Here is an 18,319-nt window from a genome sequence, read left to right as displayed (position 1 = left end):
AATTACAGCTTATTTCTGCGCTTTAGCAGTTGAAACAGAAGAACCATTAGCGTTTATTCTGGCTAATCTGGCTGTAGTTTTAACTTTAGTAATTTTAGTTAACAAACCGATGCCCAGTATTGGCTTTACAACTTTCGTTTCGTACTGTGGGTAAAATACCACATCATAACCAGGATTAGCAACCATCAGGTTATATAAGGCATAATTTGCTGTACGGTCTGCTACCATGTTACCAATTACCGGAATTGATGCAATATTAACGTTACCGCCTCCTTGTGTAGAACCACCTTCAGCTTTCAGAATTCTCTCAAAATCGATACCCAAAATTTTAGTAGAACTAGCTTCTGCTGAAACCTGGTCAGAATATGTAAAATCAGATTTAACAAGCTCAACGTGTGTGTTAGGCTCACGCATTGTTCTGTTTACACTTGTGCAACTTGTAGTAAATGCAGCTGCTACTGCGGCTAAGAATAAAACTTTTTTCATGTATTAAGTATTAAATTTGTTTTAGCATTTGAAGCCTGTTATCCAGCAAACCAGATGCTCCATAACCGGCTAATGGCTGCAAATATATAAAATTGAATATATTCATTAAAATATATATTTATTTAAATTTATTTTCAGTTATTAAGTGTTTAACTATGAACTAATTGCATTTAGATAATACCTATAGTTTATACCTTTTTAGTAAGTACCCTCTCCCCTTTTAGCACTTTGTAACTATGGAAGTAACTATACATGTTGGTTTAATAGGTTTCGGCATGGCTGGCAGGTTGTTTCATGCTCCATTTATCTCAAATGTACCCAGTCTGAAGCTCTCAAAAATTAAAGCAAACCGGCCTGAAAGTATAGCATTGGCAAAACAGCGTTACCCAGATGCTACTATAGTTACTGATGAGCAGGACATTTTTAGTGATGCGCTACTTGACCTTGTAGTTATCGCGACTGCTAATCCGACGCATTATAGTTTAGCGAAAGCTGCCTTACTGGCTGGTAAAAATGTGCTGGTAGATAAACCGTTTACCATCACCACTGCCGAAGCCGATGAGCTTATAGCCATAGCCAAACAAAAAAATAAGCTATTAACAGTTTACCAGAACCGCCGTTGGGACAGCGATTTTAAAACAGTAAAAAAAGTTTTGGCAGAACAGCTGTTAGGGAATGTGGTGGAGTATGAAGCTCATTTCGATAGGTTCAGGAATGAGATTAAACTAGCTACCTGGAAAGAAGAAAATTTACCCGGCGCCGGCATCTTATATGACCTTGGCGCACACCTCATCGATCAGGCTTTGGTGTTGTTTGGGGAACCGCAGGAAGTTTATGCCGATATCAGAAAACAACGCAAAGACTCACTTATTCCGGATTACTTTGAAGTGCAGCTGCATTACCCTACGTTAAAAGCTATTCTGAAAGCTGGTATGCTGGTACGCGAAACAGGGCCGCATTTTATAATTCACGGCGATAAAGGCACGTTTATTAAGTATGGCATGGATGTACAGGAAGTCGCATTAAAGGCTGGCTCCTTCCCTACTGCAGCCGACCAAAACTGGGGCACAGAACCGGAAGCACTCTGGGGAACCCTGCATACAGAAATAGACGACAAACCTTACATCGGAAAATATAGAAGCGAACCCGGAAACTATAGCGAGCTGTACCAGAATGTATACCAGGCTATAGTTGGCACCCAGGAGTTGGAAGTTAGACCGGAACATGCCCGCAATACCATTAAAGTAATAGAACTGGCCATACAAAGCAATCACGAAAAGCGCCGTATAAGCTATAGCTAACCTAATCAAAAAACGCCTGTAAAGTATTAACTATACAGGCGTTTTTTTAATGTTTATAGTTTAAACTATACGTGGTGATATAGCAGTTCGGTTTGTGGCTTTTGTTCCAGGTTTGCGTATTCTTCATCATTCTCGCCACGCAGCCAGCCCACTATAGCTAAAGCTATAGCCACTGCAACAGCAATAATAAATGCCGGAAAAAAACCATCCAGCTTAAAGTTACTTACAAGTGCATCTACCAGTTTCAGCATCAGCGCTGTTACAATCAGGCCCACAATGGCCTCGAGTAAAAAGAATGTAACCAGGTTAAGTAAGCCGCCAAGCAACCAGCCTATAGTTGCTGTTAAAATTGCTGTTAAAAATGCCACCCAAAGGGCCGTCCAGAAGCTTTTAACATGCACGCTAGACATGGCATAAGAAAGTAGTAGAATTACCGCCGCTGTTACCAGTAAATTAATAATAAAGTCCATAGTTTTATTTTTTAGAGTTTAATTTCATTAGACTTCATACTACGGTAAAATACTATATTTAGATAACCACTGGCTTATTTCTTATAAGCAGGTTTAAGTTTCGCTTTATAATGCTGCTCAAATTTATGCACTTTGGGTCGGGCCAGACTTACTACATAAGGGTCTGAAGGGTTGCGGGCGTAATAGTCCTGGTGATAGGCTTCGGCGGGCCAGAACTTGGTAAAAGGTACAACTTGCGTTACGATCTTGTTTTTAAACTTGCCTGAGGCATTCAGTTGCTGAATCTGTTTTGTAATAATTGCTTTTTCGGCAGGCGAGCGGTAAAAAGCTACCGAGCGGTATTGTTTGCCATGATCCGGGCCTTGTCGGTTAAGCGTGGTTGGGTCGTGGGTGGCAAAAAATACGTCAACCAGTTCCGGAAAAGTGATTTGGTCCGGATGATAATAGACCTGTACGGCTTCGGCATGGCTGGTTAGGCCTGCGCTCACCTGTTTATAAGTTGGGTTACGCTCCTTACCGCCTGCATATCCCGAAATCACGGCCTCCACTCCTTTCAACCGTTCAAAATACGCTTCGGTGCACCAGAAACAGCCACCGGCGAAAGTAGCTTTCGCTAGCCCTGTCGTATCTGCTTCAGCCAGTTCAGTAATGTCAGCTTCTTTAGATTGGGATTGTTCAGGATCAGGCTGGCTACATGAACTCAGGAAAAGCAAAAACGGTAGGAAAGTATAAAACAGTGTTGCCATAAGTATAAATCTATAGTTTATTTACGGCAATGACTGTGCTCCGGGTTTATTAACCTTAAAGCATTAGGGCGAATACGAAAAAACAATCTGTTTAATACAGGCTGTGCTTGCGGTCTGCAATAACTTTATCAAAATCCCAGGGAACCTGCTCTTTAAAAGCATGCTGGCGTACCTGGCAATCCCTTTTAATACAAATGCTGCACGATGGCTCAATACATGGGTCAGTGTGTACGAATAATTCGATGCTGGAATCTATTTTATCCCGAACCAATGCCCCCAGGGCTTCTACTTCATCGTGCGCTTCCAGTACATTTAAATACCAGGGCACAGTTAAGTGGCAGTCTATGTGCAGGGTAGTGCCATATTTTATCACACGCAGGTTATGAATATCGATCCAGTTTTCGCGGCGGTTCTCGTTTAACACTTTCACAATACGCTGCAGCAGTTCATAATCAGCCTCATCCATAATACCAGCCACCGACGAGCGCAAAATTTTATACCCTGTATAACAGATAATCCCGCCAAAAATTACAGCCACCACACTATCGAACCAAACCATACCCGTCAGGAAAATAAGCAGAAGACCGATGAGAATACCCGCTGTGGAATAGGCATCAGATTTCAGGTGCTTCCCTCCTGCAATCAACACCAGCGAATTCACGTTTTCGCCGCGGCGCTGTGTAATAAAACCTACCAGATAGTTGATTATACCAGTAGCAGCAGTTAACAGAATACCAATGTCGAGTTGGTTTAGCGCGTGGGGCTCAAAAAGATTGTAAACGGATTTGAAAATGATGACACTGCCAGCTACTAATATAAGCGAACCTTCGAGGGTGGCAGCTATAAATTCAATCTTTCCATGGCCGTAAGGGTGGTTCTCGTCTCGGGGCCTTGCCGATAATACCAGGCTATACAACGAAAAACCGCCGGCCACAACGTTTATGATAGACTCCAGGGCATCAGTAAGTATGGCGTTGGAATTTGTAAGGAAGTAGGCTACAAACTTAGCTATCAGAAGTAACACACCTACTACCACCACTACAAGTTGTAGTCGTATGTTTTCGCGCAGGCGACTTATAGTTGATAGCATCCGGAAGTTAAGCTGTGGTTGGAAGAAATGTTTACCCCGCAAAGGTACAAAAAATACCCGCCATTAACGGCCTCTTCTACACAGCATTCATCTGTACTCCTCCAGAAAATGGATCACGAAAGCTTCCGCTTATAACAGGTCGCTTAAATCCAGCCAGTTCGGGTTCATTGACTCGATCAGTTTCTGATTATCGTTAGAGCTGCTTTCTTTTATCTGCTTTTCGCGGGCAAGTGCTATTGCTTCACGGTCGTAATGCTCGTAATACACTAATTTCTGGGTGTGCGACTGGCCTTTTTGCAAGTGTTGCTGTAAGTTTTCAGAAGTGCCGATCTGTAAATTATTGCCGGGCTCACCCCCGCAAATGTATACAAAGTAGTGATTATCGTGTGCCTGCATCTTTCGCTATATTTATGTTAAGCTATACGTGTTAGAATTGGCTACGTTGGCTTACCAGTTAACTATGTTTACACAACGCCCGCAGTTTAGCGTGTATTGCAAAACTATGCTGAAACTATAGTCTATTCACCAGGGGAAGGAGTCGCCAGCAGCCATTGGCAGGCATCTTCAATGTCATAAAACGTCTGGATCTCTACTTTAGAGCTAAGCTTTACAATTTCGTCGGTGCTGATCTGGGTATAGAAGGCAGGCGAATAGACCCATGCAAAATGTCGTGTACCTAACGCATACATCCCCGGAAACCATACTTTGCCAACCCACTCGATAGCACCCGGGTAATGCCCTGTCACTTTTATGTTATTGTTCAATATTTTTGGGAAAGGATGCGCCCGCAGTGTATCCAGAATGGCAGTACAACCCGCTCTTGCTCTGTCGGCATACAAAATTCCGGACCAGTCGGCCAGCAATACATCATTACTTTTACAGCGGTATAATTTCAGAAAGTCTTCTACTTCCGGAGCCGGTAATTGTTCTTCAACTTTCAGAAGGTCTCTAACTTTTGTTAAATGCATAACTCACCTTAAACTAACTGGTACAATTTTGTATACCGTAATTTATAAGATTTTGTGGCGCTTTTAACTAAATTTTAAGATCTGGCGGGTGTTCGTTAGTATTTTTACGGGCAGCCTTTTACGCCTGAATTTAAACCATGATGTTATTTTGCGGCGTATACTGCTTATGGCACTGAACAAAAAAATTGCTTACTTTTTACAGAAAACCTATTCGCCTGACGCGCGCATAGATGACAAAATGCTGGGCAAAGACCTTACATTTATAACCAATGAGAATGGAGAACCGGTAACGCTTTTTATTGGCACCCGCCGGCCGGATGGTGCCATTACCGGGGAACGGTATGTGCGAACTATAGTTCGGAAACCCAACAGCCAGGAAATCTTAAAAAGCCACTGGGATTTGAAAGGCAAAGTAGATCGCGCCTGAACTATAGTTCTTCCAGGTCGTAGTCTTTGCCTTTACCAAACTGTATAAGCTCGTGCAGCAGGTATAGTTCTAAAGTATACAGGTCTTTTAATTGGTACACATTTTCTTCCGGCATATCTACTACCCAAAATTCGTATACTTCGCCGTGGTTACGGAGCCTGTATTTATTTCCTTTCCGGAGATTATTAAATGCTAAAGCCATAGTTGTTTTCAGAAGTGCAAAGGTATGATTTGGTAGTTTGCCTTCCGCACTAATTTCAGGATTTTACGCGCAATGTTGGTTAAAGTATAGATGGCAACTATTACCCGGTCTACATCACTATAATTTATGCGTACCTTTGCCCCTTTAATTCGCTTATACTGTGCTGGATATTATTTTTGAAGATGCCCATTACGTGGCCATCAATAAACCAAACGGCTTACTGGTTCACCGTACACGCATCGCTGAAGAAAAGAAAGAATTTGCCTTGCAACTGCTGCGCGACCAACTGGGCCAAAAGGTATACGCCGTGCATCGCCTGGACCGTGGCACCTCGGGTGTGCTGTTGTTTGCTAAATCTCCGGAAGCTGCGGCCCCACTAGTAAAATTGTTTGAAGAACGGGAAACAGGTAAAGTCTATTATGCTATAGTTCGTGGTTATACTCCCGAAGAAGCCACTATCGATAACCCCATCCGGCCGGACAAAGACCATCAGCATAAAGCAACACAGGATGCCATTACCCATTACACCCGCCTGGCAACTATAGAATTACCGATACCGGTTGGCCGCTACACCACTGCGCGCTATAGTCTGGTGCAAGTCAAACCCGAGACCGGCCGCATGCACCAGATACGCAAGCATTTCGCACACATACGCCATTACATTATCGGGGATAAAAAGCACGGCGACTGGCGTCATAATAAAATGTTTCTGGAAGAGCTAGCCAGTTCAACCATGCACCTGCATTCCGAAACACTATTTTTCATACATCCTTTTACAGCCCAGCAAATACACCTAAAGGCGCCGCTATCGCCAGGCATGGCACAAATTTGCCAACACTTTAACTGGATAGAAGCATTAAAATCACATCACGTAATGTTACCTGAAAGTACGGCAGTTATTCCTGGTGAAGGGCACGTTTGATAAGCTCTACCTGCAGGTGGGCAACTAACTGGTTTCGGGCATCGGAGTTGATGACCAGTAACATATAAGCCATAGGCGAAAGGCGCCAGTCCTGTATCACCTGGCCGTTTTGTGCGCGGTAAACGGTTTTTATATTTTCCTGTAGGGGCAAATGCATACAGCTGCAAACTTCAGTGGCACGTTTTACAGCCTGTCCCAGTTCTTCCCGGCTCTGGCAACCATGTTTTTCCAGCAGGTCGCTGGCATAAAATTTCAGGTTACGTTCGGCTATACTGTCCAGAAAACCATTGATGAGGTTGCTATACTGTAGTTGTTCGAAGGTTGCTAACATAGTTTCAATTGCTTTGGGTTTATACATTACCGGGCCGTAGCCTTTTCCTGCTGCAGATCACGAAGTTTCTGAAACAGGTCTCTTTCTTCTGTGTTCAGGTGTGTTGGTAGTGCTATAGTTATCTTTACGTAAAGGTCTCCGTACTGGTCGGGTTTGCCATAAACAGGCATGCCTTTGCCGCGCAGGCGCAGCGTTTTATCATTTTGTGTGCCTGCTGGTATCTTCAGTTTCAATTCGCCGGTCAGGGTGCGAACATGTGCATCCCCGCCAAGTATAGCTGTGTATAGGTCAATGCTGGCGGTGGTATACAGGTCGTTGCCTTTGCGCTCAAACGTAGGGTCTGGCTTAACAAAAACCTTAATGTACAGATCGCCTGGTGTGCCACTACCGCCCATCTGTCCGCCTTTCCCTTTTATCCGGAGCACCTGCCCGTCGGCCACGCCTGGTTTGGTAGTAATACGCAGCTGCTGGTTGTGCAGGCTAAGTAACCGTGACGCTCCATGATATGCTTCCTGCAACGTAATTTCCATTTCAGCTTCCAGGTCCTGCCCTTTTGGTGCTTGCCCTCTGCCGCCTCTGCCCTGCTGCCCGAAGCCGCCACCACCGCCTCCAAAAAACTGCTGAAAGAACTCCGAAAAGCCACCTCCAAACATATCGGCATCGCCTTCAAAACCACGGAAGCCACCGCCTGGCTGACCACCATAATACTGGCCCTGCTGGCCTCCAAAACCACCGCCTGCATTCTGGTACTGGCGCCAGTTAGAGCCCAGCTGGTCATACTGCTTCCGTTTTTCTTCGTCGCCAATTACTTCGTAGGCTTCACTAATGTCTTTAAACTTATCTTCGGCAGTTTTGTCGCCTTTATTTTTATCCGGGTGATACTTTTTGGCAAGCGTCCGATAAGCCTTTTTTATATCTGCCTGAGAAGCTTTTTTATCGACGCCCAGTATTTTGTAATAGTCCTTGTAATCCATAGTTGAAGTGCTTTTATACTGCCTGTAAAAACATCAGTAGTATAACTTATAAAACGTGCTAATGCCTTACCGGTTTACACTAAATTACAAAACAGCTATAAACAAGAAAAGCACCTTTGCAGGTGCTTTTCAAGAGTACAGATATCGTTCGTTAAATCGTGTCTGTTACAACCAGCAAGGCGTAGATCACACCCGGAATCCAGAAGAGCAGCGTTAGAATAAGGCTGATCCAGAAGGAAGTTCCAATACCATCGTGCAGGAAAACAGCCAGCGGCGGAAGCAGAACTGCCAGAATGATTTCAACTATGGATGTTCTGGAGCCACTTTGTTTCATGGCTTCGCGCAGGTCTTTTTTAAGCTCTTTCTTTTCAGCTTTTGTCATAGTTGCTACACGCTCTTTTACAAGCTCCAGTGCTTCTTTTTCGGAGATTGTGTTGGTAGTAGCGGCAGCCTCAATCTTAGCCGGAGCTACCGGAGCCAGTTTTACAGGAGCAGTTACAGCTTTGGTTTCGATAGATGCCTGCAGGGCCGGAGCTTCGGCTTTTTGTGTGGCTTCTTCTTCGGCTGCGGCCATGGCTATAGTGCTTAGGCTTTGTGTTTCGTCAGCAGTTACTGCCGGAGCTTGTTTTTGCTTGGCCTCATAGTAAGGAGCTTGCTTATGTGCAGCAAACTCATAATACTTAGCAGAGTTACACGCAAAAAGTAACTGGCCGGCAATCAAAACAAACACTAATTGAAGTAAATTTCTGAATTTCATAGTTAAAGGGGTTATGTGATAGTTTATTTTGAAAAAATCTAAAAGTGGGTTTTACTGCTATTTCATACTATATATAGTTGGTTTTTGTTATAGTATTTAGGGCGAGTTTGCTAAATAGTGCGGTGTCTGAACTATAGTAGACCTAATAACTAAAGAATTAAAGCAGTATTACACATGAGCTTATAAGCATGATAGGTTATAGTTCATCCTCTGCAGATAGTTCAGGCCTGAAATATGAGAGGGTAGCTTCTAGCGACGTATAAATCGCACGTTTCAGATACTCCCATCGTGCTTCGTCGGTCTGCACAAATTTCTGGTTCACTTCCAGTTCAACGCCAATGTATTGTTCGTCTGTAAATTTTCGGCGCAAATAAGTCGGAAAACCATCTGCTATACCTAAGTATGGGTAGTTGAACCGTACTACTATATCTTCAGCACAGTTTTGAAGTTCCTGTTTCCAGCGGCGGCAAATTGTTTGTTCCAGCTTACGCTTTGGGTCATAAAGTAACCCGATGTCTGTTTCGCGCACTTCGCCATTCAGCTCCGGGGTAAACGTGTGCACAGCTACATGCAACACCTGTCTGCCAGCCATCACAAAATCATCTATCAAATGCTCTACCTGCTCCCGGTACGGGAAGTAATATTCCTTTAGTATAGCTGCCTTTTCATCGTCGTGGATATCTTTGGTTATATCGGAAAAGAGTTTGGCGTGGTGCAGCGACCGGTTAAGCTCAACCAGCAAGCGCGAGGTTTCAGCATAAAACGTTTTATCTGCTAAGGGCTCCAGTTCCTTAAACAGCTCCAGAGCCCCAATGTCATAGCCTTCATGCGAGTTCAGCACTTCCTGTTTTTCTTTGAATAAGGAGGTGTAAACGGCAGGTACCTGGTTGCCGCCATGTTCGCAGGTAAGCAATAGTTTTAGCATGGTTTTTCAGGTAAGTATACGCCGCCTTTTTGCAGGCAGTGCGCCAGTTGCGTATATACTTTTTCTATTGTCTGGGTATCCGGGTTTAGTCTGGTGGCTTCTAAAATACGTTTGGCCAGGTTACCCCGCGAAAGAATGACATTGAGCGCATGCTGTACTTCCGGTTGCTCTTCTAAATTGATGCATTCGTTAGCCAGGTGACGCCATAGTTCGCCGGCTGTACAATTACCTTTCTTATCAAAGCCAAAGCAACGCAAAAATTCCAGGTCGGTTAGTATGGTTTCCTGTCCGTTTGAAATAACCTGAACCAGTATCCTCGAAAGCCTCTGCTCATCAAAGCTCATCAGTTCTTTCAAGGCTACCCAACGTTCTCCTATCAGAGCTTGTATAACAGCTATAGTTGCCTGCACCACGGCCATATCTGCTACCGGGCTCTCCTGTATATCCAGCAAACGGATTTCAATGGTATTGCGCTCGAAACGGGCAATGGCGCCACGTGAGTTCAGAAACTCTTCCTGCAACGTTCCTTCCGGGTCGTAAGGCGCTACATCGGCATACATTTTTTGTAGTATCTGCTCTTCGTAGTCCTTCTTATTGAAAACCGGCTCTGGAATAACCTTGCCAGCTATACTTGGGATTTTGCCCTGATTATGTCGGTATACTTCCAGCCGAGAATCAAACATGCCAGTTACTTTACCGTCCAGTATAGGCGATGAGGCACTTAGCGCAGGTAATATTGGCAAAATCATGCGGATAGCGGCATGCAGTTTAGCAAACTCTTCGTCGTTAGCAAAAGGCAGGTTTAAATGCGTGCTTTGCAGGTTTGCCCATCCATGGCCTTTGCAATCGAAAATACGGTTATAGGCTTCGTAAACGGCATTATGCTCGTGCGGCCATAGTTGTGTATCGGTATCAGGGTTCATGAGCGGGTGCGCGCCGGTTGGCAACAGCATGGCGTCATACTTTTCCAGCATCTGGTTTATCTTCTGAACATGTTCCTGAAACTTGCAATGCAAACCTTCTAAGGATCTTACCGGCCCCTGCGTTTTAAGCTCCACTACATGTAACACCAGTTCGTTAGACCAGGCTATTTCACCAAACTCTACATCAGAAATGTATCGCCCAACTTCATCATATATCAGCTTGTCGGTGATGGGCAGTACACGCAAGTCTTTTTTACTCACGATCATGTACTCCATTTCCACACCGTAACCCTGGAACAGGTGCAGCGTGCGTTTAGGTTGGCTATCCATCGGTTCTGATGTTTTTATGGTTGTCGATACGTCGTTTAATGGATTTGATGATAGCAGCATATAGTTCTTTTTTTAGGATCTTATCTTCGCAACCCGCGTCTATACTTGGGTTATCGTTTACTTCTATTACGTAAGCTTTTCCGTCAATTTCTTTCAGATCCACCCCATACAAGCCGTCACCTATCAGGTTAGCGGCTTTAAGGGCAGTATGCAACACATGAAACGGAACATCCTCAAACGGCACCACTTCATCATCTCCTTCTTCGTCCTGTTTCTTTTTCCCGTTCCAATTATAAATTTGCCAATGGTCTTTGGCCATAAAATACTTGCAGGCATATAAAGGCTGTTTATCCAGCACGCCTATACGCCAATCGAAATCTGTCGGCGTAAATTCCTGGCCAATTATTAGCTCAGAATCCGATAGCATTTCATCCAGCTGTTTTTCCAGTCCTTTCCGATCTTTAGCCTTTACCACACCTTGCGAGAAAGAACTGTCCGGCTTTTTAAGCACACAAGGCAGGCCCAGTTCCGCTTCTACTTGTTCCCGGTTATCCTTATGGATGATCATGGTTTTTGGTACAGGCACTTTTGCTTTCGTTAGTAATTCGGCCAGGTATACTTTGTTGGTACACCGAAGTATAGAAACCGGATCATCGATCACCACCAAACCGTCGGCGTGCGCTTTACGGGCAAACTTATAGGTATGATGGTTAACTGAAGTTGTCTCACGGATAAACAGGGCATCGAACTCAGCCAAACGGCGGTAATCGTCTTTGGTAATGAGTTCGGTATAAAACCCTTGCTGTTCTGCTGCCTCTACGAAATTTTGGATGGCGCGTTCGTTTGATGGCGGAGCTTTTTCTTCTGGGTCCACTAAAATGGCCAGATCGTATACTTTACGGCTGATACGGGCACCTGAAAAACGGTGGCGTGCAAAGTATGCTTTCGCGAACTTAACCATATAACGTTTGTGGTTTTCCGGCACATCGGTAACAGGTATAGGCGATATACTTTGCAGCACCCATTCGTCTTTGAAAACAAACTGGGCACGCAGCAACGGCGCCTGGAACAGGTCGTGCAGTTGCTTGCAAAGCTTCTCGTACTTCTGTGCTACATTCTGGCCAAAGTATATGCTCAGGGTAAAGGTTTTAGACTTTAACTTACTAAGGCTTTTCTGTACCAGGTCGTTAATTTCCATGGTAATGGCCCGCGCTATAGTTGGCGTTTTAAGGTCCTGCATGGTGGTAACGCTGGGTATGGGTTTGTGGCCACGGGCCTCAGCCAGCAACGACACATAATAACCGGCACTCTGGTATTTATATGATCGGCAAAGATTAAATATTCGGGCGTTTTTTATATCTGTATAAGTAGTATCTGTCAGGTACGTCTGGGCATCAACAACTTCTACATCCTCCATTTTCGTCTCCCAGTCTTTCGGGTAATCGACTACTACTATTTTTCGCATGTTAAGTGTTTTCAGTTTGGGTGTTTTTCGGCTCTATGGCCAATAGATTTGCATCGAAGGTTGACATGCCCAACATGATTGAGCTAAGCAGATGCGAAAGTCCGACTTCGTAATAATTGTTTTTAAAATATGGGTTCTCTGGATAAGGATCGGCAACTACTACATGCTGCAGATCATCGGTAAAGCCACAGAGCACAACAAAATGGCCCATCGGGTAACCCTGTACATCATCATAAACCGAGTTACCGGCTTCGTCGGCAAATTCGCGGGCACTGCGGTATAAGTAGGTTGCACTTAAACCTGTTAGCATTGGTATACCGTTATCGAAAAAAGTGCGAAGCAACGTTACGGTAAGGTCTTCGCAACGCAGTTTGCCGCCCAGTTTCAGAAACTCGATATAAGCAAGGGAGGCTCTTTTGAGTTTTTTACCTGTTTTAATGGTTAGCTGCTCTTCCAGTTTGGCTATAATTTCTTCGTTGGACAGGCTGAACCAGGTAGGGTCAAATACATTTAGATTATAAGTGAAAATGGTTGCATCATAACCGCGCTGCAAGGCATGGCAGGCCAGCATCACTTCCAGCGTACCTCCCTCATCCAGGTAGGGTACTTCTTTTATCACTTCGCCTAGCGGAATGGGGTCCTTGAAATACCGGTAAACAGCATGTAGGCTGGTAGGTCCGCAGGTTGAATCGTCTGGTTGGGTATGTATCTTAATCGGAATCAATAGGTATAATTTTCTGAATGAGATTGATACTGTGTGACCCTTATACGCTGAGAAAACTATAAGTTTTTTTAAATAAATAAGATACTATAGGATGAAAGCGGCCTGTACTAGCTAGCTAACCGTAGCCGGAAGAGTTATTTAACTCAAAATGATTATCTTAGATACAAAACAACAAACGTACTTAAAGATGAGCTGGAGTTTCGGGTTGAAGCAGCGCAATAAAATAGCCCTGGCATTTGCGACTATTTTTGTGATAATTGTGCTTGCCAACTGGTTTGTGAGCTACACGATGGAGCGCGTGGGCAGGAATTTCCAGTCTGTATACCAGGATAGACTGGTGCCTTCAATGGACATTTCGGAAATACTGGAGCGCTATTACCAGAACCGGATGTTGTTAGAAGAACATGTAATGGCAGAAGACATTTCGCAGCATAAAAGGCTGCGACAGCAAATAACTACCAACGCCCAAACTATAGATTCGCTTGCAAAAAAATTTGAAAACACTTACCTCGTTGATAAGGAATTGCAGGAACTGGCTACTTACAAAGTACAATTTAGGAAGTTAGTTGACATACAGGATCGTATCTTAAACCTAAGCGCCCAGGGCCAGAAAGCAGAAGCCAGGCAACTATACCGCACCGAAGGTCAGGAAGCTTTTCAGGATTTACTGACGCCGTTGCACGCGCTCATCCGGGTGCAAGGCGATGTGGGACAGGAACTATACCAATCAGCAGACAGAAGTGTAAAAATGCTGAAGGTACTCACCTATCTTGTAATTGGGCTGGCTGTTATAGTTGCGCTTATAGTTGGCACGCTCCTGCAGACTTCACGCAAACTAAATACCGTAAAGCCGCAGAAGTTTAACCTGAACTAGGTAGAAACTACTATTTAGCAAGCAATGCTTCTATAGCCGCATCAACTTTTTCAAAATCAAAGCCTTGTAACACCTGCTGCATCTGCTGATTAATTTGTTCAGTACAAAGGTTTCCGATGCTTCCTTCATGGGTATGATTTACTTGAGTAGGCGCTTCAAACGTGCCGTTGGTTATAGTTGCTCCAATGTTCTTGTATGCGTCTCTAAAAGGCACGCCCTGCAGTACTTCGTTATTCACCACTTCCACGCTGAAGGCATATTTATACTTCTCGTCCTGCATGATGTTGTCTTTAACTATAAGCTTCGGCAGCATGTAGTTTGCCATCTGCAGGCAGTCGAGTATCGTATTAAATGCCGGAAACAGGCTTTCCTTCAGCAACTGCATATCGCGATGATAGCCTGATGGCAGGTTTGCAGTTTGCAGTGCTATTTCGTTTGGCAGACCTTGTAGTTTATTGCTTTTCCCACGGATCAGTTCAAACACATCCGGGTTCTTTTTGTGTGGCATGATGCTGGAGCCGGTAGTCAGTTCATCCGGCAAACTCACAAAAGCAAAATTCTGACTCATGTACAGGCAAAGGTCCATCGCCATACGGCCTATAGTTGCAGCTATAGTTGCCAGTGCCGTTGCCACCACGCGCTCGGTTTTACCACGCCCCATCTGCGCATACACCACATTATAGTTCAGGCTTTCAAAACCAAGCAATTCTGTAGTTAGCTGGCGATTAAGCGGGAACGAAGAACCATACCCAGCTGCGGAACCCAACGGATTTTTGTTACTGATTTTGTAAGCAGATTGTACAACCAACAGGTCATCGATCAGGCTCTCGGCATAGGCGCCAAACCACAAGCCAAAGGACGATGGCATAGCCACCTGCAGGTGCGTGTAGCCAGGTAACAATTTAGCCTTGTGCTGTTCACTTAGCTGCTGCAACGTATGGAATAAAGTTTCTGTAGCTTCTACTACCTGCCGCAGTTGGTGGCGCATGTATAGTTTCAGGTCAACCAACACCTGGTCGTTGCGCGAACGGCCGCTGTGTATCTTTTTACCAGCTTCGCCAATGCGTTTGGTCAGCAACAGCTCTACCTGCGAGTGCACATCTTCCACGTCATCTTCAATCAAAAAATTACCCTGCGCTACTTCTTTGTACAGTTGCTTGAGCTCGCGTTGCACAGCTTCCAAATCGTGTTGCTCCAACAATCCAACCTGGTTCAGCATACGCGTGTGTGCCAGCGAGCCAAGTATATCAAACGGTGCCAGTTCCAGGTCCATTTCGCGGTCGTTACCCACCGTAAAACGTTCTATTTCTGCCTGTACCTGTATGTCTTTCTGCCAGAGTTTCATCTGATTGATGGTTAAATTGTTGGATTGTTAAATTGTTGATGTAAAATGAAAATAGTTAGTGTTCGATTAACTTTAAACTATTAGGCATTCATCATTACTCATTATTAATTATACTCAGCATTTGGATGTAGAGACGAATGCCTTCTTCCAGTTCCTTTAGTTCGATGTATTCGTCGGCGGTGTGAGAGCGGGCGGAATCTCCGGGGCCCAGTTTAACGGATGGTACACGTAGCAACGCCTGATCGGAAGTGGTTGGTGAACCGTAGGTGTTGCACCCCAAACTTATGCCTGCCTGAACTATAGGATGATCAATTGGAATATTGGATGGCTGCAGACGTACTGAGCGTGGCGTAACAGTTGCCTTTACATGCTGTTTCACTGTCTCGAGCACTTCATCCAAACTATAGGCGTCGGTCACGCGCACATCCACGGTAAACTTACAGGTATCCGGTACTACGTTATGTTGCGAACCAGCCTGCACTACGGTTACGCTCATCTTTATCGGACCAAGCGTATCGGATACTTTCTCGAATTTATAGTTGCGGAACCACTCGATATCTTGCAACGCTTCGTAGATGGCATTCACACCTTCTTCGCGGGCGGCGTGACCAGCTTTGCCGTGGGCTACACAGTCCAGTACCAGCAGTCCTTTTTCGGCTACGGCCAGGTGCATTTGGGTAGGCTCGCCAACTATAGCAAAGTCAATTTCACCTAGTTTCGTAAGTATAGACTCCAGCCCGTTTGTACCTGATATTTCTTCTTCAGCGGTGGCGGCAAGTATAAAATTATAGTTGAGATTCTGCTTCGGATAGAAGTGCAGGAATGCAGCAATCAGCGATACCAAGCAACCACCTGCATCGTTGCTTCCCAGTCCGTATAGTTTGCCGTTTATTATAGTTGGCGTGAACGGATCTATAGTATAGCCGGCGTTTGGTTTTACGGTATCGTGGTGCGAATTTAAAAGTATAGTTGGCAGCTCGGGGTTGAAGTATTGGTTATAAGCCCACACGTTATTTCCTTGTCGCTCAGCTTTTACGCCATGGCGCTCCAGGAAACTATAGATGGCATTGGCAGCCTTATCTTCTTCGCGACTAAAGGATGGAATGCTGATCAGTTGCTGCAACAGCTCTAGTGATTCTTTGTATAGTTGGTCTGTGGTCATGCTTATGCTTCCAGGGCTATAGTTGTTCCGGCAGCCTTCCCTTCTGCCATCGCCAGCACATCTTCTGACTGCCCTATTTTAACTATACTTACCCCACTTTGTAACGTGGCAAACGCGTTATCCAGTTTCGGTAACATGCCTGCAAACACCTGCCCTTTTTCCTGCATCGTTTTATACTTATCAGGTGTCAGCAACTCTACAACCGAATCATCATTGGCTGCATCTTCCAAAACGCCTTTTTTCTCGAAACAGTAAAGCAGCTGCACTTTATACTTTTGTGCCATCGCCACCGCTAAAACCGAAGCTACTGTATCAGCATTTGTGTTCAGCAACGAGCCTTTTCCGTCGTGCGTGAGCGGGGCAACTATAGGTGTGAATCCTGCCTGCAGCATAGCATCCAAAGCTGCAACATTTATACTTTCAGGGCCTTTTACATCACCCACAAAACCGTAATCTATAGTTTTAACCGGACGTTTTTCTGCTTTAATAATGTTGGCGTCTGCACCTGTTAAGCCGATAGCATTATTGCCAAGTGCCTGTAGTTGCGCCACAATATTCTTGTTCACCAAGCCACCGTACACCATCGTTACAACTTCCAGCGTTTCGGCATCTGTAATACGTCGACCATCCACCATTTTAGGTTCAATGCCAAGCCGCTGGCCAATGGCCGACGCAATTTTACCGCCACCATGTACCAACAACTTCGGACCAGTTACTGCAGCCCAATCAACCAAAAAGCGGTGCAGCAACCGGGGATCATCAATCACATTACCACCGATCTTAACTATCGTGAGTTTTTGCATGAAGTACTTAAATTGTCATTTCGAGCAGAAGCGAGAAATCTAAATCAGCTTAAATCTGTGATAGATCTCTCCTATTGTCGAGATGACAGTTTTATTTTATAGTTAAAGCTTAATCCTAAAATTCCTGAATCTTAAAATTCTTAGTTCAAAGATTCCAGCATGCGTTTCAGAACAGCCTGCGCAGCGAATGTGCGGTTGATGGCTTGCTCCAGTACCAGCGAGTTTGGTCCGTCCAGAATTTCATCGCTCAGTTCTACATTGCGACGAACAGGCAGGCAGTGCATTACTTTCGCGTTGTTGGTAAGGGCCAGTTTTTCGTTGGTCATCATCCAGCCTTCACCATCTGTCAGCACTTTGCCATACTGCTCGTAGCTCGACCAGTTCTTTACATATACAAAGTCCGCATCCTTCAAAGCTTCGTCCTGGTTATGCAGCACCGTAGCGCCTTTGGTAAACTCATCGGCCAGATCGTAGCCTTCCGGGTTGGTAATCACCAGCTCCACATCGGCCTGTTGCATCCATTCGGCAAACGAGTTGGCTACACATTGCGGTATTGCCTTTACGTGCGGAGCCCATGTTAACACTACTTTAGTCCTTTTACCTGCAGGCTTTTGCTCGGTTATCGTTACCAGGTCTGCCAGGCTTTGCAGCGGGTGGCGTGTAGCCGACTCCAGGCTTACCACCGGTACATTGGCGTAAGAGATAAACTTGTTCAGCAGGTCTTCGCTATAGTCTTCTTCGCGGTCCTGCAGCTTCGGGAATGAACGGATACCGATGATGTTGCAATACTCGCCCATCACAGCTGCAGCTTCTTTGATGTGCTCTACCGTAGTACCGTTCATAATGGCGCCATCCTGCGTTTCAAGTGCCCAGCCTTCCTTGTCCAGGTTCATCACCATCACGTTCATGCCCAGGTTTTGTCCGGCTTTCTGGGTACTCAGGCGCGTACGCAGGCTTGGGTTCAGGAAGATCAGGCCAAGGGTTTTATTCTCGCCCAGCTTTTTATAGTTGTATGGATTTTCTTTCAGGTGCAGCGCTTCTTTAACCAGCTCATTCACATCGGCCACATCGTGCACAGAAGTATATTTTTTCAT

22 protein-coding genes are annotated in these 18,319 nt (G+C 44.9%); 4 read left to right on the top strand and 18 right to left on the bottom strand.

Annotated features, from left to right (window positions below):
• Nucleotides 1-9: 9 nt before the first annotated feature.
• On the bottom strand, nt 10-486 hold the full coding sequence (locus tag GWO68_RS00620; RefSeq protein ID WP_162344460.1) for a hypothetical protein: 477 nt from the start codon (nt 484-486) through the stop codon (nt 10-12).
• Between the two features lie 236 nt (nt 487-722).
• Here GWO68_RS00620 and GWO68_RS00615 point away from each other — a divergent pair, with 236 nt between their 5' ends.
• A complete protein-coding gene (locus GWO68_RS00615) occupies nt 723-1,787 on the top strand; it encodes an oxidoreductase (RefSeq protein WP_162344459.1) in 1,065 nt (354 codons plus the stop codon).
• A 65-nt stretch (nt 1,788-1,852) separates the two neighbouring features.
• On the opposite strand, the gene GWO68_RS00610 is transcribed toward GWO68_RS00615, so the two are convergent.
• From GWO68_RS00610 to GWO68_RS00590, 5 genes are all read right to left on the bottom strand, one after another.
• Nucleotides 1,853-2,257, bottom strand: coding sequence for a phage holin family protein (locus tag GWO68_RS00610; protein WP_162344458.1), 405 nt, complete (start codon nt 2,255-2,257; stop codon nt 1,853-1,855).
• Nucleotides 2,258-2,331: 74 nt separating this feature from the next.
• Nucleotides 2,332-3,003: a peptide-methionine (S)-S-oxide reductase MsrA gene (gene msrA / locus GWO68_RS00605; RefSeq protein WP_162344457.1), complete on the bottom strand. Its 672-nt coding sequence runs from the start codon at nt 3,001-3,003 to the stop codon at nt 2,332-2,334.
• Nucleotides 3,004-3,094: 91 nt separating this feature from the next.
• Nucleotides 3,095-4,093, bottom strand: a complete 999-nt coding sequence (locus GWO68_RS00600; protein WP_162344580.1) for a cation diffusion facilitator family transporter — start codon at nt 4,091-4,093, stop codon at nt 3,095-3,097.
• A gap of 129 nt (nt 4,094-4,222) precedes the next feature.
• On the bottom strand, nt 4,223-4,489 hold the full coding sequence (locus tag GWO68_RS00595; protein ID WP_162344456.1) for a GIY-YIG nuclease family protein: 267 nt from the start codon (nt 4,487-4,489) through the stop codon (nt 4,223-4,225).
• 122 nt (nt 4,490-4,611) lie between these two features.
• Nucleotides 4,612-5,061 carry a hypothetical protein gene (locus GWO68_RS00590; protein WP_162344455.1) on the bottom strand — a complete coding sequence of 150 codons (450 nt, stop codon included), beginning with the start codon at nt 5,059-5,061 and terminating at the stop codon, nt 4,612-4,614.
• 166 nt (nt 5,062-5,227) lie between these two features.
• Between GWO68_RS00590 and GWO68_RS00585 the strand changes: the two genes are divergently transcribed.
• The gene (locus tag GWO68_RS00585; protein WP_162344454.1) at nt 5,228-5,488 is read left to right on the top strand and encodes a hypothetical protein; all 261 of its coding nucleotides are present in this window, start codon (nt 5,228-5,230) and stop codon (nt 5,486-5,488) included.
• A 1-nt stretch (nt 5,489) separates the two neighbouring features.
• Here GWO68_RS00585 and GWO68_RS00580 read toward each other — a convergent pair whose 3' ends face one another.
• Nucleotides 5,490-5,690, bottom strand: coding sequence for a hypothetical protein (locus tag GWO68_RS00580; protein ID WP_162344453.1), 201 nt, complete (start codon nt 5,688-5,690; stop codon nt 5,490-5,492).
• A 160-nt stretch (nt 5,691-5,850) separates the two neighbouring features.
• On the opposite strand from GWO68_RS00580, the gene GWO68_RS00575 reads away from it, so the two are divergent.
• On the top strand, nt 5,851-6,612 hold the full coding sequence (locus GWO68_RS00575; RefSeq protein WP_162344452.1) for a pseudouridine synthase: 762 nt from the start codon (nt 5,851-5,853) through the stop codon (nt 6,610-6,612).
• On the opposite strand, the gene GWO68_RS00570 is transcribed toward GWO68_RS00575, so the two are convergent.
• The 7 genes from GWO68_RS00570 to GWO68_RS00540 form a co-directional block, all read right to left on the bottom strand.
• Complete coding sequence (locus tag GWO68_RS00570) at nt 6,587-6,943, bottom strand: hypothetical protein (protein WP_162344451.1); 357 nt, start codon at nt 6,941-6,943, stop codon at nt 6,587-6,589. The two genes, GWO68_RS00575 and GWO68_RS00570, sit on opposite strands and share 26 nt — an antisense overlap.
• Nucleotides 6,944-6,969: 26 nt before the next feature.
• Nucleotides 6,970-7,917, bottom strand: coding sequence for a DnaJ C-terminal domain-containing protein (locus GWO68_RS00565; RefSeq protein ID WP_162344450.1), 948 nt, complete (start codon nt 7,915-7,917; stop codon nt 6,970-6,972).
• Between the two features lie 151 nt (nt 7,918-8,068).
• On the bottom strand, nt 8,069-8,674 hold the full coding sequence (locus GWO68_RS17745; RefSeq protein WP_235941886.1) for a YqaE/Pmp3 family membrane protein: 606 nt from the start codon (nt 8,672-8,674) through the stop codon (nt 8,069-8,071).
• A 196-nt stretch (nt 8,675-8,870) separates the two neighbouring features.
• Nucleotides 8,871-9,599 (bottom strand): N-formylglutamate amidohydrolase, encoded by a 729-nt coding sequence (locus GWO68_RS00555; protein WP_162344449.1) that lies wholly within the window; start codon nt 9,597-9,599, stop codon nt 8,871-8,873.
• The gene (locus tag GWO68_RS00550; RefSeq protein ID WP_235941885.1) at nt 9,593-10,912 is read right to left on the bottom strand and encodes a carboxylate-amine ligase; all 1,320 of its coding nucleotides are present in this window, start codon (nt 10,910-10,912) and stop codon (nt 9,593-9,595) included. Before GWO68_RS00550 ends, GWO68_RS00555 begins: the two co-directional genes overlap by 7 nt.
• Entirely contained in the window at nt 10,845-12,317 is a 1,473-nt protein-coding gene (locus tag GWO68_RS00545) for a RimK family protein (RefSeq protein WP_162344447.1), read from the bottom strand. The genes GWO68_RS00550 and GWO68_RS00545 overlap by 68 nt, the downstream gene beginning before the upstream one ends.
• A 1-nt stretch (nt 12,318) precedes the next feature.
• Nucleotides 12,319-13,041, bottom strand: coding sequence for a cysteine peptidase family C39 domain-containing protein (locus GWO68_RS00540; protein ID WP_162344446.1), 723 nt, complete (start codon nt 13,039-13,041; stop codon nt 12,319-12,321).
• A 148-nt stretch (nt 13,042-13,189) separates the two neighbouring features.
• Here GWO68_RS00540 and GWO68_RS00535 point away from each other — a divergent pair, with 148 nt between their 5' ends.
• Complete coding sequence (locus GWO68_RS00535) at nt 13,190-13,915, top strand: MCP four helix bundle domain-containing protein (RefSeq protein WP_235941884.1); 726 nt, start codon at nt 13,190-13,192, stop codon at nt 13,913-13,915.
• A gap of 10 nt (nt 13,916-13,925) precedes the next feature.
• On the opposite strand, the gene argH is transcribed toward GWO68_RS00535, so the two are convergent.
• From argH to GWO68_RS00515, 4 genes are all read right to left on the bottom strand, one after another.
• On the bottom strand, nt 13,926-15,260 hold the full coding sequence (gene argH, locus GWO68_RS00530) for an argininosuccinate lyase (RefSeq protein WP_162344445.1): 1,335 nt from the start codon (nt 15,258-15,260) through the stop codon (nt 13,926-13,928).
• A 94-nt stretch (nt 15,261-15,354) separates the two neighbouring features.
• Nucleotides 15,355-16,422: a M20 family metallo-hydrolase gene (locus tag GWO68_RS00525; protein WP_162344444.1), complete on the bottom strand. Its 1,068-nt coding sequence runs from the start codon at nt 16,420-16,422 to the stop codon at nt 15,355-15,357.
• Between the two features lie 2 nt (nt 16,423-16,424).
• A complete protein-coding gene (argB, locus tag GWO68_RS00520) occupies nt 16,425-17,225 on the bottom strand; it encodes an acetylglutamate kinase (RefSeq protein WP_162344443.1) in 801 nt (266 codons plus the stop codon).
• A 140-nt stretch (nt 17,226-17,365) separates the two neighbouring features.
• Nucleotides 17,366-18,319, bottom strand: coding sequence for a Rossmann-fold NAD(P)-binding domain-containing protein (locus GWO68_RS00515; protein ID WP_162344442.1), 954 nt, complete (start codon nt 18,317-18,319; stop codon nt 17,366-17,368).

Origin of the sequence: Pontibacter fetidus, from assembly GCF_010119545.1 — a bacterium.
GTDB classification, from domain to species: domain Bacteria; phylum Bacteroidota; class Bacteroidia; order Cytophagales; family Hymenobacteraceae; genus Pontibacter; species Pontibacter fetidus.
Note: the sequence above shows the minus strand (reverse complement) of the source record. Positions and strands in the feature narration are given on the sequence as shown.

Bases quoted from the DNA above. Each gene is read 5' to 3' on its own strand.
- argH (WP_162344445.1), bottom strand. From the start codon at position 15,260: ATGAAACTCTGGCAGAAAGACATACAGGTACAGGCAGAAATAGAACGT.
- GWO68_RS00565 (WP_162344450.1), bottom strand. From the start codon at position 7,917: ATGGATTACAAGGACTATTACAAAATACTGGGCGTCGATAAAAAAGCT.
- msrA (WP_162344457.1), bottom strand. From the start codon at position 3,003: ATGGCAACACTGTTTTATACTTTCCTACCGTTTTTGCTTTTCCTGAGT.
- GWO68_RS00535 (WP_235941884.1), top strand. From the start codon at position 13,190: ATGATTATCTTAGATACAAAACAACAAACGTACTTAAAGATGAGCTGG.
- GWO68_RS00515 (WP_162344442.1), bottom strand. From the start codon at position 18,319: ATGAAAAAATATACTTCTGTGCACGATGTGGCCGATGTGAATGAGCTG.
- GWO68_RS00585 (WP_162344454.1), top strand. From the start codon at position 5,228: ATGGCACTGAACAAAAAAATTGCTTACTTTTTACAGAAAACCTATTCG.
- GWO68_RS00580 (WP_162344453.1), bottom strand. From the start codon at position 5,690: ATGGCTTTAGCATTTAATAATCTCCGGAAAGGAAATAAATACAGGCTC.
- GWO68_RS00615 (WP_162344459.1), top strand. From the start codon at position 723: ATGGAAGTAACTATACATGTTGGTTTAATAGGTTTCGGCATGGCTGGC.
- GWO68_RS17745 (WP_235941886.1), bottom strand. From the start codon at position 8,674: ATGAAATTCAGAAATTTACTTCAATTAGTGTTTGTTTTGATTGCCGGC.
- GWO68_RS00620 (WP_162344460.1), bottom strand. From the start codon at position 486: ATGAAAAAAGTTTTATTCTTAGCCGCAGTAGCAGCTGCATTTACTACA.
- GWO68_RS00550 (WP_235941885.1), bottom strand. From the start codon at position 10,912: ATGCTGCTATCATCAAATCCATTAAACGACGTATCGACAACCATAAAA.
- GWO68_RS00590 (WP_162344455.1), bottom strand. From the start codon at position 5,061: ATGCATTTAACAAAAGTTAGAGACCTTCTGAAAGTTGAAGAACAATTA.
- GWO68_RS00545 (WP_162344447.1), bottom strand. From the start codon at position 12,317: ATGCGAAAAATAGTAGTAGTCGATTACCCGAAAGACTGGGAGACGAAA.
- argB (WP_162344443.1), bottom strand. From the start codon at position 17,225: ATGCAAAAACTCACGATAGTTAAGATCGGTGGTAATGTGATTGATGAT.
- GWO68_RS00610 (WP_162344458.1), bottom strand. From the start codon at position 2,257: ATGGACTTTATTATTAATTTACTGGTAACAGCGGCGGTAATTCTACTA.
- GWO68_RS00555 (WP_162344449.1), bottom strand. From the start codon at position 9,599: ATGCTAAAACTATTGCTTACCTGCGAACATGGCGGCAACCAGGTACCT.
- GWO68_RS00570 (WP_162344451.1), bottom strand. From the start codon at position 6,943: ATGTTAGCAACCTTCGAACAACTACAGTATAGCAACCTCATCAATGGT.
- GWO68_RS00600 (WP_162344580.1), bottom strand. From the start codon at position 4,093: ATGCTATCAACTATAAGTCGCCTGCGCGAAAACATACGACTACAACTT.
- GWO68_RS00595 (WP_162344456.1), bottom strand. From the start codon at position 4,489: ATGCAGGCACACGATAATCACTACTTTGTATACATTTGCGGGGGTGAG.
- GWO68_RS00525 (WP_162344444.1), bottom strand. From the start codon at position 16,422: ATGACCACAGACCAACTATACAAAGAATCACTAGAGCTGTTGCAGCAA.